Raw genomic sequence first — 12,544 nt, 5'->3', positions numbered from 1 at the left:
CCACTTATGCAACGTTTTCTTAGCATCGCTCTGGCGCTCTGCGTCGGCTTGACGCTGAGCCTGGACGCCAACGCCAAGCGGTTCGGCGGCGGCAAGAGCTCGGGCTCCGCGCCTATTCACCAGACCCGTCAGGCCACGCCAACCACGCCTGCCGCCGCGCCGACCGCGCCAGGCCGTGCACCGGCTGCCGCCAGCGGTGCTTCGCGCTGGCTGGGCCCACTGGCCGGCCTCGCCGCCGGTGGCCTGCTGGCCTCCATGTTCATGGGTGACGGCTTCCAGGGCATGCAGATCATGGACTTCCTGATCATGGGCCTGATCGCCTTCCTGGTGTTCCGCTTCATTGCCGCGCGTCGCCGCCAGCAGCAGCCGCAAATGGCCGCACCGGGCCATGCGCCGTTCCAGCGTGAAGCCCACGCACAGCCTGCCCAGCCGTCGGTCTTCGGTGGTTCGGCCGCACCTGCCGCTGCAGCCGCTCCGGTGATCAACGCACCGGCCTGGTTCAACGAGCAGAGCTTCCTGGCTGCCGCGCAAAGCCACTTCCAGTCGCTGCAGCAGCACTGGGATGCCAACGAGATGGACAAGATCGCCGAGTTCGTCACGCCGCAGATGCTCGAGTTCCTCAAGCGCGAACGTGCCGAGTTGGGTGATGGCTTCCAGGCTACCTACATCGACAACCTCGAAGTGCAGCTGGACGGTGTAGACGACCGCGCCGACCGTACCGACGCCACCCTGACCTTCCGTGGCGTGTCGAAGACCTCGCGCTTCGACCAGGGCGAAGTGTTCAGTGAAAGCTGGCACATGGTTCGCGCCCAGGGCGAGAACCAGCCTTGGCTGGTCGCCGGTATCCGTCAAAACGGCTAACCGACAGGCGCACTACAAAAACCCCGGGCCTTGGCCCGGGGTTTTTGCTTTTGCCACAGTGGACTACTAGGGTATAACGCGCAGCGTTGTCATCAGGTAAGAGGAAGTGAACCGTGGAAGAAGTGATCGAACAACTCCGTGAAGCCAATGAGCCGGTACCGGTACCTTTGGAGCTTCCCGATGAAGATCAGCTGGTAGAAATCGAAGAGCAGCTGTTCATCAACATTCCCTTCGTGTTCAAGGAGTTCCTGCTGACCGTCAGTGATGTGGTCTACGGCTCGCTGGAACCTGTCACGGTCACCGACCCGCAGTCGCATACCTACCTGCCGGATGTTGCATCCAATGCCTGGGATGCCGGCGTGCCGCGCGAGCTGATCCCGATCTGCCAGGACGGTGATAACTATTACTGCGTGGAAGAAGACGGCACTGTCGTGCTGTGGGACGCCGAAGAAGAAATCGTCCTTGAAGACAGTTGGGAGTCGGTCTGGCACTGGGCGCGGGACGTCTGGCTGGAAAGCTGATCACGCTCTTGTAGGAGCGGCCTTGTGTCGCGAAAGGGCTGCGTAGCGGCCCCAGGTTTCTGTTGTGACATAAATTGCCGGGGCCGCTTCGCGACCCTTTCGCGACACAAGGCCGCTCCTACAAAAGCATCAGAAATATCGCCAGGAAAAATAATGGCTCAAAGCCATTAATGCGATTAAAATCGCCAGGCTTTCTGCGCCTGGCGACATCGCTACCGCTCCATCCCCTCGGACGACGGTGAAATCTTGCGCAGGGAGCATTACCTCCTCAGTGCGAATTCTCGCGGCTGTTTTCCAGCGTCTCCAGCAAGGCAATCTGCATGCGCGTGTGCACGCGGATAAACCAACGCCACAGCAAAGCCACCACCACTGCCGCCACCACCGCAATGACCAATAGCAGTTCACTGGTAGGCAGGATGCTCGCCGACAGTGCCGACAACAGCAGGAAGATCACCAGCAGCGACAGCAGCGGGATCACCTCGGCAATCACACGCCGCACACGCTGGGTGTGACGCCCCGCCATTTCAGGCTTAACGCCCATTTCCGCCAGCAGCATCGACAGCGCCTTGAGCTTACGATAGGCCGCAATCAGGAACGGCAGCGACAGCAGCAATGCCGCCCCCCAGATCATCGCCTTTTGCTGGCTGACATCGGTGAACCACTCACTGAGCCAGTTGCCAATGCGCCCAGCGAAGTAACCACCGCTGAAGAAGATGGCAATCACCAGCGCCAGGTTAACGCCAACCTGCAACAGGATGCGGCGGATCATGGCTGCCAGCATGGCACCCTCACCTTGCGGCTGAATGTTGCGCAACCATTCGCCATACAGCGACAGCACACGCGCCAGACGGCTCGGCACCACCTTACCCAGCTTCAATGACAGGGGGTCGGCCGCACGGATCAGATAAGGCGTCAGCAGTGTGGTAATGGCCGAAACAGCAACCGCCACTGGATAAAGGAAATCACTGGTGACCTGCAGGGTCATGCCCAGCGCGGCGATGATGAACGAGAACTCGCCGATCTGCGAAAGCCCCATGCCGACACGCAACGAAGTGCGGCCATCATTGCCCGCGATAAACGCCCCCATGCCACAGGACAGCATCTTGCCAAGTACTACCGCCAAGGTGATGACCACGATCGGCCAGGCGTAGTCGATCAGTACCTGAGGGTCGATCATCAAGCCGATGGCGACAAAGAAAATGGCGCTGAACAGGTCACGTACCGGCTCGATCAATTGCTCGATCTTCAGCAGTTGGCGCGACTCGGCCATGATCGCGCCAATCAGGAAGGCGCCCAGGACCATGCTGTATTCCAGCTTCACCACCAGCAGGCAGAACCCGAAACACAGGCCCAACACGGTAATCAGCAACATCTCGTTGCTTTCGAATTTCGCCACATAGGCCAACAGCCGTGGCACCAGCAAGATGCCGATGACCAGCGCGACAATCATGAACAGCGACAGCTTGCCGACCGTGGAAAACACCTCGCCAGAGCTGACCGTGCCGCTGACGGCGATGCCCGAGAGCAAGGCGATGATGCCGATACCGAGGATATCCTCGACGATCAGCACGCCGAATATCAATTGAGCGAAGCGCTCGTTCTTCATCTTCAGGTCGTTGAGCGCCTTGACGATGATGGTGGTCGAGGAGATCGCCAGGATTGCGCCGAGGAACAACGAATCCATGGTGTTCCAACCGAACCAGCGACCGATCTCGAACCCGATCCATATCATGAGCACGATTTCCAGGAACGCCGCGATAAACGCTGTGGCGCCGACCTTGAACAGCTTGCGCAGGCTGAACTCGAGCCCCAAGCAGAACATCAGGAAGATCACCCCGAGCTCGGCGAGGGTCTTGATGGTGTCTTCATCGTGGATCAGGCCAAACGGCGGTGTGTGTGGGCCGATGATGAAGCCGGCGACGATATAGCCCAACACGACGGGTTGCTTGAGGCGGTGGAAGAGAATCGTGACCACCCCGGCAACCAGCATGATCACTGCCAGGTCCTGGATGAAGCTGATGGCATGCATGGCGCGATACTCCTTTTATCGAATGCCCGGGCAGACCGCTCCTCTGCCAAGGCAAACCGAGCGAGCAGCAAGTACATACTGTATTGAATGCAGGAAAGCCCATGTTGCATGGGCGTACTCAGGTTAACATCGCACCCCGCCGCATAACGCCGGTGCAATATGTAGAAACAGATCGGCAGGTAAACCGCCGCCGATGGCGTGATCAGCGTGACCATGGCGCATCAGCCAACGTCCCGTACCAGGCAGGCAAACTCAAAGAGGGGAAACAGAACGTGTCAGCAGATACCCGCCCCGATTCAGCGCAACCTCACCGTGAGCACACTATGGAACCTGGAAACGCCCAGCTGAGCATGACCGTCCTGATGACCCCGGACATGGCCAACTTCTCCGGCAACGTGCATGGCGGCACCTTGCTCAAATACCTGGACGAAGTCGCCTATGCCTGTGCAAGCCGCTACGCCGGCAGCTACGTGGTGACCCTGTCGGTCGACCAGGTGATCTTCCGTGAACCCGTGCACGTGGGTGAACTGGTGACGTTCCTCGCATCGGTCAACTACACCGGCAACACCTCGATGGAGGTGGGCATCAAGGTGGTGACCGAAAACATCCGGGAACGCTCGGTACGCCATTCCAACAGCTGCTTCTTCACCATGGTGGCGGTCGATGACAACCGCCGCCCGGTAGCGGTGCCGCCGCGCCAACCGCACAGCAGCGAGGAGAAGCGCCGGTTCCTGCAGGGCCAGCAACGCCGGCAAATCCGCCAGGAGCTGGAAAAACGCTACCAGGACCTCAAGACCGACGCCGTTTAAAGCGCCAGGCGCTGCGCTTCGAAGCGCACGCGCGGGTGGGCAATACGATCCTGGGCCCGCACCAGCTGCAGTTCGTAGCTGGCACAGGCCTGGGTTTCGAGCAGCACTTCATGCACTGCCGAGGCCGTGAACTCGAATGCCTGCAGCCACGTGTCGCCAAGCAGCACACGGGCCAGGAACAGGCCGGACGTCAGGTCGCCCACGCCCACCGGCTGACGCGGGAAAGCCAGCAGCGGGCGGCGCAGGTGCCAGCTGTCTTCGACGGTCACCAACAGCATCTCGAACTGGTCCTCGGCTCGCCCGGGATACGCCAGGTGCTTGACCAGCACCACTCTCGGCCCGCGCGCGAGCAGGCTGCGCGCCATCTGCACGCAATCTTCCAACGACTGCGCACGGCGGCCACAAAAACTGTCCAGCTCCAGCTGATTAGGGCAAAGGATGTCGGCCCGGGCGGCCGCTTCTTCAAGCAGAAACTCGCTCACTTCCTGCGGCACGATGCAGCCTTTCTCGGGGTGGCCCATGACCGGGTCGCACAGGTACAGCGCTTTGGGGTTCACGCCCTTGATGCGCTCGACCCCCGCCAGGATCGCCCGCCCCTGTTCGGCACTGCCCAGGTAGCCAGAAAGCACCGCATCGCAGTGGCCCAGCTCGCCGATGTTGGAAATGCCTTCCACCAACGCAGGAATTTGCGCTGGAGCAAGCACGTCGCCTGCCCACTGGCCATACTGAGTATGATTGGAAAACTGCACGGTATTGAGCGGCCAGACATTGACCCCAATACGCTGCATGGGAAACACCGCGGCGCTGTTGCCGGCGTGGCCGAACACCACATGTGACTGGATGGCGAGCAGGTGCGGGGTACGTTTCATGCGGGAGATTTCCAAAGCTGTTTCAAGGATTGTGCGCAGCGCAGTATGAACTCGATTGCCACCTGTACGACAGGCCAGGGACGCAGTTAAGCTGGTTCGACCTGTTTGGAGCATACGCAAATGTTGACCCTGGAGAATCTCTTCGTCCTGATGCTGGTCGCCACGGCAGGCGCTTGGTTGTGGCACAACCATGGGTTGCGCGAGAAAGCCTTGGAGCGGGTCAAGCAGCATTGCGCCAAGCTCGACCTCGAACTGCTCGACGATGCCGTTGCCCTCAAGCGCATCGCCTTTGTCCGTGACGCCAACGGCAAAAAGCGCCTGGCGCGCATCTATGCCTTCGAGTTCACCGTGACGGGTGAGCAGCGTCACCCCGGCACCGTCACCCAGTTCGGCGCCCACAGCGTGCAGATCGAACTGGCGCCCTACCCGTTCGAGATCAAGACGCCACCGCGCACTGACAATGTGATCGAGATGCAGCAGTGGCGCCAAGAGCACAACCGCTGGCGCTGATCAACGCATAAGGCATTCCTTCAAGCCGGCCTCCAGGGCCGGCTGCGGTTGAGCGTGATCAAAAATCAGCTCGATGCGCGTATCCCTGCGCCAGTCGCTCGGCTGCCAGTCCGGCAGCACCCCATCCAGCCCATTGAAAGACTGCCAGCCTTGCCCTGTGTGGATAACTCCCTTGGCACGGCGCCACGGCCAGGCGTGCAAAAACGCTAATACGCGTTGTGGATAAAATTGCTGGCTGGGATGCCAGCGCCAGCCAATACTCCAACCTCCCTCCCCTTGCTGCGCACTGCAGATCGGCTCATTGAGCTTATTCCATAGGGTTGCAGGCGAATTTCCCAGATTGTCGACAATCTTGTTATCCACATCTGGCGGCGAAATAGCGCCTGTGGATGAAATTGGAAGCCGCGAAATGGGCAGTATCCCCTGGCTTGTCCAAAGAATATCTTTTTGTGGAAATCTCTTAGTTATCAACAACCTATGATATTCATCCACAGCCTCTGATTTGTTGAAAACCACTGTCTGGGAAGCCTCGAAAGCGTGCAGTTGAGCCTCTGGAAGCGGCTCGTCGCGGAGCATTTTCTGAGCATCTACAACCATGAGAAATGGCTGGATTGTCAGCACTCCAACCCAAGGTGCTTGCTGAAGTTGAGCGAGCAACTGCAACGGATGGCCTAGGCCGGAGGGCTCGATGAACAATCGATCAGGTCGGGCCTTGCGCAACAGCCGGCCCAAACCCACCTGGAACGGCATGCCATTGACGCAGCACAGGCAGCCCCCAGCGACTTCACCGATGGCGATGCAGTCCTCGTCGCGGCTTAGCAAGGCGGCATCGAGCCCCACCAGGCCGAACTCATTGATCAACACGGCCCAACGCTCACCGGCGGGGCGTTGGGCCAGCAAATGACGGATGAGCGTGGTCTTGCCGGCGCCCAATGGGCCGGCAATCACGTGGGTAGGGATGTTCTGCAACATGGCATGGCTTCAGGCTGGAGGTTCGCCTCACTATGCGCCGTCACGCCAGCCAGTCAAGGCTGAGCAACAAGCGCCCCTGGCGCCCGGAGGGGGAGCGATGAACCAACCCAGCGCCCTCGTTGCCCTGCCACTTTTCGCCTTTCAGCACGGCCACTTCGCCTGCCTGTAGGCACTGAATGTTATCCACAGGTGGCACGGCCTGGTGTAGTTCGCGCCGATCCACAGCGCCTTCTTTCAGCCACTCGCTACCGGCGCCTGCATAGCTGGTAAGCAAGCGCACCGGCACGTGGTCCACATGGAAGCGCGGGCACATCGGCCCTTGCAGCACACGCAGGCGCAGGCCCACTCGGCGCGCGCCGAACAGGCAGGTATAGGCAGCCACCAGCCAGCTGACATCGGCGACGAAGCTCTCATAGCCTTGCAGGTCGGCAGCTTCGCGCAACAGGCCGGTCAACGCCGGCATCTGCTGTTCGTCCACATCGATTACGCGCTGGTCAGCCAAGGGTTGGCCGAGGCTGATGACCAGCTGTGCAAAATCCTCCAGCTGGGCCGGCAAGCGCCGACGCCATACCGCCAGGTTCACGCCGTCCTGCAGAACCTCGGTCAGCACCTGGGGCGAATCACCGAACACCTGAAAGATATCCACAGGGCTACGCGCGAGGTTCATGCTGCCGCCTCTTCATGCCAAGGGCCGAATGGATCGGGCAGACGCAACCAACCCATCGGGCCCAATTCCATTTCTGCATCCGTCAACAGGCAGCTTTCAAGCTCTGTGGATAACTTTTCGAAGTCGATATTTTGCCCGATGAACACCAATTCCTGGCGGCAGTCACCCGTCTCCACAGTCCAGTATTTCAGTATCGCCTCGGCGTTATCCACATCCTGCGGCCACTGTTCACGCGGTACGAATCGCCACCAGCGACCGGCCATGCCATGGCGCATCATGCCCCCCGCCTGGGACCAGCTACCGGCCTCCTGATACTTGCTGGCCAGCCAGAAAAAACCCTTCGAACGCAGCAGCCTGCCGTTGCTCCAGGGCTTGTGGATAAAGTCGAAAAAGCGTTGTGGATGAAGTGGGCGCCTCGCTTGCCAGGTGCTGGCGGCGATGCCGTACTCTTCGGTTTCGGGCACATGCTCGCCACGCAACTCCTGCAGCCAGCCGGGGGCTTGTGCGGCCTGGTCGAAGTCGAACAGGCCCGTGTCGAGGATGCGCGCCAGCGGTACCTCGCCCATCACCATGGGCACAATCTGCGCCCTGGCGTTGAGGCTGCGCAAAATGGCCATAAGCTCTTCACGTTCGTGCTGGCTGATCAAGTCGATCTTGCTCAACAGCAACACGTCGGCGAACTCGACCTGCTCGATCAGCAGGTCGCTGATCGAACGCTCATCGTCATCACCCAGGGTCTCGCCACGGCTGGCCAGGCTGTCCGCTGCCTGGTAGTCGCGCATAAAGTTGAGGCCATCTACCACCGTGACCATGGTGTCCAGCCGAGCCATGTCGGACAGGCTGCGGCCCTGCTCATCGCGAAAGGTGAACGTCTCGGCCACCGGTAGCGGCTCGGATATACCCGTGGACTCGATCAGCAAATAATCGAAGCGCCCCTCTTCAGCTAACCGCGCCACTTCTTCGAGCAGGTCTTCGCGCAGCGTGCAGCAGATGCAGCCGTTGCTCATCTCGACGAGTTTTTCTTCTGCGCGGTTCAGGCTGACGTTGCGTTGCACCTCGCTGGCATCGATGTTGATTTCACTCATGTCGTTGACGATCACCGCGACGCGCAGGTTGTCGCGGTTACGCAGTACATGGTTAAGCAAGGTGCTCTTGCCGGCGCCAAGAAAGCCGGACAGCACGGTAACGGGGAGACGGTTGGGCATGGCGAAACCTCTTCAGGCAGACGCATTCGAAACGATGCATTGCATAATGTTATAAAGTAACAATACAATTTCGCCAAGCTGTTCTCGTCGGAAGAGTGATCGCCGGAGATGAAAAATGAAGCCGCCACGCGCTGTGCTGATGCTGTTGCTGGCCATGCCCGCAACGCTGCTAGCCATGCCACAGAGCAACCCGTTGGCACTGTGTACCCGCAGCGCGACCTTGTTGGCCTGCCAGGATGGCAAGGGCAGTTACTACAGTGTGCGCACTGAAGGCAGCACGTTCTATCTGCGTGGCTATGAGCACGTGAGCCGCCGTTCATGGGCGCAAACCAACAGCCGCTATGGTGGGTTGACCTTCTACACCGGCTTGGCCAGCGACGGCGAGGCTTGGGTGGGTTATAGCCGCCGTATCGGCTGGACCACGTTGAACCGGGTGTCCAGCTCCAGTGGGCAGCGCTTCAACCTGCACTGCAGCTTGATTGGCGGTTGCCGCTGATCTTTTCGTTTGGAATCACACATGACCCAACTCTCGCTTCCCGATATTGCCGCACAAGCTCAACAGTACGCCCTGCCCCTCGACTGGGTAGGTATGTGCGGGATCGCTGTGCCTGTGCAATTCGAAGGTCGCATAGCCGCTGCCACTGTCGACGCGGGCGTGAGCCTGGTGGACGGCAGCTCACGTGGTATCCACATGTCGCGCCTGTACTTGGCATTGGAATCACTGGAGCATCAACCACTCACTCCCTTAGCGATTCGTCAGCTACTAGCAGATTTTCTGAGCAGCCATGAAGGGCTCTCTTCCGCTGCCTATCTGCGCCTAACCTTCGAGCACCTGCTGAAACGGCCAGCTCTGATCAGCCCATTGGCAGGTTGGAAAAGCTATCCGATTACCCTCGATGCCCGCATCGAAAGTGAAGTGTTCCACGTGGAACTATTTGTTTCTGTGCCTTACTCATCGACGTGTCCGTGCTCGGCAGCACTCGCAAGGCAGCTGATTCAGCAGCAGTTTCAGGCGGACTTTGCACAGGGGCAGTTGGATAAAGACAGCGTGCTGGAGTGGCTGGGCAGCAGCCAGGGCATCGTTGCGACGCCCCATAGCCAACGCAGTAGCGCAAAAATTCACGTGCGCCTGAAGCGTAATTTGCTAGCGCTGCCGATTACCGAGTTGATCGACCGTGTTGAGGCTAGTTTGGGAACGGCTGTGCAAACGGCGGTTAAGCGCGCGGACGAACAGGCGTTCGCGTTGGCCAACGGGCAGAACCTCATGTTCTGCGAAGACGCCGCTCGGCGACTGCATCAATCGTTGCGACAAATAGAATGGGCCACGGCCTTCAAGCTGCGCGTGGAACATGCAGAGAGCCTGCATGCCCACGACGCAGTCGCCACCAGCCAATGGCAATGGGACCTCACGTGCGCGGTTTGACCGCGCCACAATCATTGCCCAACCAGACGGCTCGGGTGTTCATGCTGCCTTGCTGCTGCACGCCCGATGCGTTGAACGTACCACTGACCTGGGTGGTGAATTCCTTGTCACTGAGGAAGGTAGCCTGCCCAGTGCCCTGAGCCTTGGGGCAGCTGAACTGGAACTTCCAGACATTACCGGTGCGGTCGGTAATCTTCTGCGTGCAACCCGACTTCGGGTCTTGCAGCGGGATATCGTTGGTGGCCACCTGCTCTTGCGTCAGGCACGAACGCACGCCCTTGCCCCCCACTGTCACACCCTGTTTTGCCAGCACCCCTTCCATCATGGCGCGCTGCTCTGGCGGCAGGTTTTTCAACTGGCCGAGCATGAACTCCATGTCGGGTAACGGCTTGCCATCGACCTGCATGTTGCTGGTGGTCAGCTCCCACAAGCCGGGCTGCAACATCTGTGCATGCACCAATGGGCTACTCAGGCCAAGGGCCAACGCCAACAGTGGCAGACGAATCTTCATGGACGAACGCTCCTGGAAAAAACCGGCCAACGGGCCGGGCTGAGGCTTAGACGCCAAATCCAGCTGCAGGTTGCAAGCCGCACCTGGAACGTGTTCTGTTACCCACAGTGTACTCGGCAAGCAGGATGCATATGGATTACCACAGCCCCTACTTCTTCGGTTATGTGCTCGGCCTGATTCACCTGTTGGGCATCGTCGCCGCACTGCATGCAGTGTTCACCGTGCGCACCGCCCAAGGTGCGATTGCCTGGGCCATGCCCCTGGTCTTCATTCCCTACCTGACGCTCATCCCCTACCTGATCTTCGGTGCCCGCTCCTTCTACGCCTACATCAAGGCACGGCGCCAGGCCAACCAGGAAATGCACGTGGCCATGGCCAACCTGAACTGGCGCCCCTGGGTAGAAGAGGCCCTCACCGCCCGCGAGTCGGAAAGCTATGCCGCCCTGCGCGCCATGCCCAAACTTGGGCGCATGCCTTGCCTGGCGAACAACCAGGTAAAGCTGTTGATCGACGGCAAGGCGACTTTCGATGCCATCTTCGCCGCCATCCATCAAGCCCGCGACGTGGTGCTGGTACAGTTCTTCATCATCCACGACGACACGTTGGGCAAGGCACTGCAGCAGTTGCTGTTGCGCAAAGCGGCTGAAGGCGTGAAGGTTTTCGTCTTGTATGACCGTGTCGGCAGCCATGCCTTGCCGGCCAGCTACAGCCAGGTACTGCGTGAAGGTGGCGTGGAGATTCATGCCTTCGCTACACGCCGTGGTTGGTTCAACCGCTTTCAGGTCAACTTCCGCAACCACCGCAAGATCGTCGTGGTGGATGGCCTGACGGGTTTCATCGGCGGGCACAACGTGGGTGACGAGTACTTGGGTGAGCACCCGCAACTGTCGCCCTGGCGCGATACCCATGTGCAGATCGGTGGCCCGGTACTGGCCTGTTTGCAGGAGTCGTTCGCCGAAGACTGGTACTGGGCGACGCGCCAGCTGCCGCCGTTGATCCTGCCCGATACCTACCCAGAGAACGGCGTACTGTGCCAAGCCCTCGCCAGCGGGCCGGCAGACCCGCAGGAAACCTGCTCGCTGTTCTTCCTCGAAGCGATTCATTCGGCGACACGCCGGGTGTGGATCACCAGCCCCTACTTCATCCCGGACGAGGCCGTTTTTGCCGCGTTGCGTCTGGCGGTTCTGCGGGGCGTGGATGTGCGCATCCTCATTCCGTCACGGCCCGACCACCGGATTGTCTACGCGGCCTCCAGCCTGTTTGCCTTCGAAGCCGTACGTGCCGGTGTGCGCATGTTCCGTTACTTGCCGGGCTTTCTGCACCAGAAGGTGGTACTGGTGGATGACGAGGTCAGCGCGATCGGCAGTGCGAACCTGGATAACCGTTCATTCCGCCTGAACTTCGAAATCACCTTGCTGACCGTCGATCGCGTGTTCGCCGACCAGGTCGAACAGATGCTGCTGCGTGACTTTGATCAAGCCCGGGAAATCACCCCAGAAGACAGTCTCGATACCCATCGGCTGCAGCAGCTTGGGATGCGAATAGCCCGGTTGATCTCGCCGATTCTTTGAGTTGAGTTTCAAGCTTACTCATTCTTTGTAGGAGCAGCCTTGCGCTGCGAAGAGGTCGGTTGGACGTTCAGCGGTAAAGATCCTCGCGGGTCCAAGGCAGGTCATGGCGACTATCGGCGTACGGCTTCACAGCCAGGATCTGGTGCACGGGCTTTGTGCACCAGAAGCACCCATCGGTTGCAACAGCTCGGGATGCCAATAGCCCGGCTGATCTCGCCGATTCTTTGAGTTGAGTTTCAGGCTTACTCATTTTGTAGGAGCAGCCTTGCGCTGCGAAGAGGCCAGTGCAGGCACCCTCAATCGATGGTGCTTGCACCGGCCTCTTCGCAGCGCAAGGCTGCTCCTACAAAGGTTGGACGTTCAGCGGTAAAGGTCCTCGCGGGTTCAAGGCAGGTCATGGCGACCATCGGCGTAGGGCTTCACAGCCAGGATCTGGTGCACGGGCTTTGTGCACCAGAACGTGGTGCTGCGTGACTTTGATCAAGCCCGGGAAATCACGGCAGATAATGGACGGGTACCCAAGATCTGGGGCGCAGCTCAATTCTTTGTAGGAGCAGCCTTGTGCTGCGAAGAGGCCAGTGCAGGCACCCGCAATC

General features: G+C 59.9%; 13 protein-coding genes. 7 read left to right on the top strand and 6 right to left on the bottom strand.

The features are described from left to right. The first annotated feature begins 6 nt into the window (after positions 1-6). Positions 7-861, top strand: coding sequence for a Tim44 domain-containing protein (locus tag OO306_RS20930; protein WP_027592098.1), 855 nt, complete (start codon positions 7-9; stop codon positions 859-861). 113 nt (positions 862-974) lie between these two features. Next, positions 975-1,382 (top strand): SMI1/KNR4 family protein, encoded by a 408-nt coding sequence (locus OO306_RS20925; protein WP_099455749.1) that lies wholly within the window; start codon positions 975-977, stop codon positions 1,380-1,382. 268 nt (positions 1,383-1,650) lie between these two features. Here the strand turns inward: OO306_RS20925 and OO306_RS20920 are convergent, their stop codons facing one another. Next, the gene (locus OO306_RS20920) at positions 1,651-3,411 is read right to left on the bottom strand and encodes a cation:proton antiporter (protein WP_099430831.1); all 1,761 of its coding nucleotides are present in this window, start codon (positions 3,409-3,411) and stop codon (positions 1,651-1,653) included. A 323-nt stretch (positions 3,412-3,734) separates the two neighbouring features. Here OO306_RS20920 and OO306_RS20915 point away from each other — a divergent pair, with 323 nt between their 5' ends. Next, positions 3,735-4,220, top strand: coding sequence for an acyl-CoA thioesterase (locus tag OO306_RS20915; protein ID WP_027592095.1), 486 nt, complete (start codon positions 3,735-3,737; stop codon positions 4,218-4,220). On the opposite strand, the gene pdxY is transcribed toward OO306_RS20915, so the two are convergent. After that, positions 4,217-5,089 (bottom strand): pyridoxal kinase PdxY, encoded by an 873-nt coding sequence (pdxY, locus tag OO306_RS20910; RefSeq protein ID WP_265969809.1) that lies wholly within the window; start codon positions 5,087-5,089, stop codon positions 4,217-4,219. The genes OO306_RS20915 and pdxY overlap by 4 nt on opposite strands. A 120-nt stretch (positions 5,090-5,209) precedes the next feature. On the opposite strand from pdxY, the gene OO306_RS20905 reads away from it, so the two are divergent. Then, entirely contained in the window at positions 5,210-5,599 is a 390-nt protein-coding gene (locus tag OO306_RS20905; RefSeq protein WP_027592093.1) for a DUF3301 domain-containing protein, read from the top strand. Here OO306_RS20905 and OO306_RS20900 read toward each other — a convergent pair whose 3' ends face one another. Genes OO306_RS20900 through zigA form a run of 3 tightly spaced genes read right to left on the bottom strand, consistent with a single transcriptional unit; the run spans position 5,600 to position 8,443 of the window. Next, positions 5,600-6,571, bottom strand: coding sequence for a GTP-binding protein (locus OO306_RS20900; RefSeq protein WP_265969808.1), 972 nt, complete (start codon positions 6,569-6,571; stop codon positions 5,600-5,602). It lies immediately after the preceding gene. Between the two features lie 40 nt (positions 6,572-6,611). After that, positions 6,612-7,238, bottom strand: coding sequence for a DUF1826 domain-containing protein (locus tag OO306_RS20895; RefSeq protein WP_265969807.1), 627 nt, complete (start codon positions 7,236-7,238; stop codon positions 6,612-6,614). Then, complete coding sequence (gene zigA / locus OO306_RS20890) at positions 7,235-8,443, bottom strand: zinc metallochaperone GTPase ZigA (protein WP_265969806.1); 1,209 nt, start codon at positions 8,441-8,443, stop codon at positions 7,235-7,237. The genes OO306_RS20895 and zigA overlap by 4 nt, the downstream gene beginning before the upstream one ends. Before the next feature lie 115 nt (positions 8,444-8,558). Here zigA and OO306_RS20885 point away from each other — a divergent pair, with 115 nt between their 5' ends. Continuing rightward, positions 8,559-8,939, top strand: a complete 381-nt coding sequence (locus OO306_RS20885; protein ID WP_186679328.1) for a glutamine synthetase — start codon at positions 8,559-8,561, stop codon at positions 8,937-8,939. Positions 8,940-8,960: 21 nt separating this feature from the next. Then, complete coding sequence (folE2, locus tag OO306_RS20880) at positions 8,961-9,866, top strand: GTP cyclohydrolase FolE2 (RefSeq protein ID WP_265969805.1); 906 nt, start codon at positions 8,961-8,963, stop codon at positions 9,864-9,866. Here folE2 and OO306_RS20875 read toward each other — a convergent pair. Continuing rightward, positions 9,850-10,377 (bottom strand): DUF3617 domain-containing protein, encoded by a 528-nt coding sequence (locus tag OO306_RS20875; RefSeq protein ID WP_099430837.1) that lies wholly within the window; start codon positions 10,375-10,377, stop codon positions 9,850-9,852. The two genes, folE2 and OO306_RS20875, sit on opposite strands and share 17 nt — an antisense overlap. A gap of 131 nt (positions 10,378-10,508) precedes the next feature. Between OO306_RS20875 and cls the strand changes: the two genes are divergently transcribed. Then, a complete protein-coding gene (gene cls, locus OO306_RS20870) occupies positions 10,509-11,948 on the top strand; it encodes a cardiolipin synthase (protein ID WP_265969804.1) in 1,440 nt (479 codons plus the stop codon). Positions 11,949-12,544 lie beyond the last annotated feature (596 nt).

It is taken from the genome of Pseudomonas sp. DCB_AW (genome assembly GCF_026240895.1).
Classification (GTDB): Bacteria; Pseudomonadota; Gammaproteobacteria; order Pseudomonadales; family Pseudomonadaceae; genus Aquipseudomonas; species Aquipseudomonas kermanshahensis.
This window is presented reverse-complemented; position numbering and strand designations above follow the sequence as displayed.

Excerpts from the sequence above, each read along its gene's own strand:
- OO306_RS20930 (WP_027592098.1), top strand. The coding sequence starts at position 7 with ATGCAACGTTTTCTTAGCATCGCTCTGGCGCTCTGCGTCGGCTTGACG.
- OO306_RS20885 (WP_186679328.1), top strand. The coding sequence starts at position 8,559 with ATGAAGCCGCCACGCGCTGTGCTGATGCTGTTGCTGGCCATGCCCGCA.
- OO306_RS20920 (WP_099430831.1), bottom strand. The coding sequence starts at position 3,411 with ATGCATGCCATCAGCTTCATCCAGGACCTGGCAGTGATCATGCTGGTT.
- OO306_RS20895 (WP_265969807.1), bottom strand. The coding sequence starts at position 7,238 with ATGAACCTCGCGCGTAGCCCTGTGGATATCTTTCAGGTGTTCGGTGAT.
- OO306_RS20875 (WP_099430837.1), bottom strand. The coding sequence starts at position 10,377 with ATGAAGATTCGTCTGCCACTGTTGGCGTTGGCCCTTGGCCTGAGTAGC.
- zigA (WP_265969806.1), bottom strand. The coding sequence starts at position 8,443 with ATGCCCAACCGTCTCCCCGTTACCGTGCTGTCCGGCTTTCTTGGCGCC.
- OO306_RS20900 (WP_265969808.1), bottom strand. The coding sequence starts at position 6,571 with ATGTTGCAGAACATCCCTACCCACGTGATTGCCGGCCCATTGGGCGCC.
- OO306_RS20915 (WP_027592095.1), top strand. The coding sequence starts at position 3,735 with ATGGAACCTGGAAACGCCCAGCTGAGCATGACCGTCCTGATGACCCCG.
- pdxY (WP_265969809.1), bottom strand. The coding sequence starts at position 5,089 with ATGAAACGTACCCCGCACCTGCTCGCCATCCAGTCACATGTGGTGTTC.
- cls (WP_265969804.1), top strand. The coding sequence starts at position 10,509 with ATGGATTACCACAGCCCCTACTTCTTCGGTTATGTGCTCGGCCTGATT.
- OO306_RS20905 (WP_027592093.1), top strand. The coding sequence starts at position 5,210 with ATGTTGACCCTGGAGAATCTCTTCGTCCTGATGCTGGTCGCCACGGCA.
- folE2 (WP_265969805.1), top strand. The coding sequence starts at position 8,961 with ATGACCCAACTCTCGCTTCCCGATATTGCCGCACAAGCTCAACAGTAC.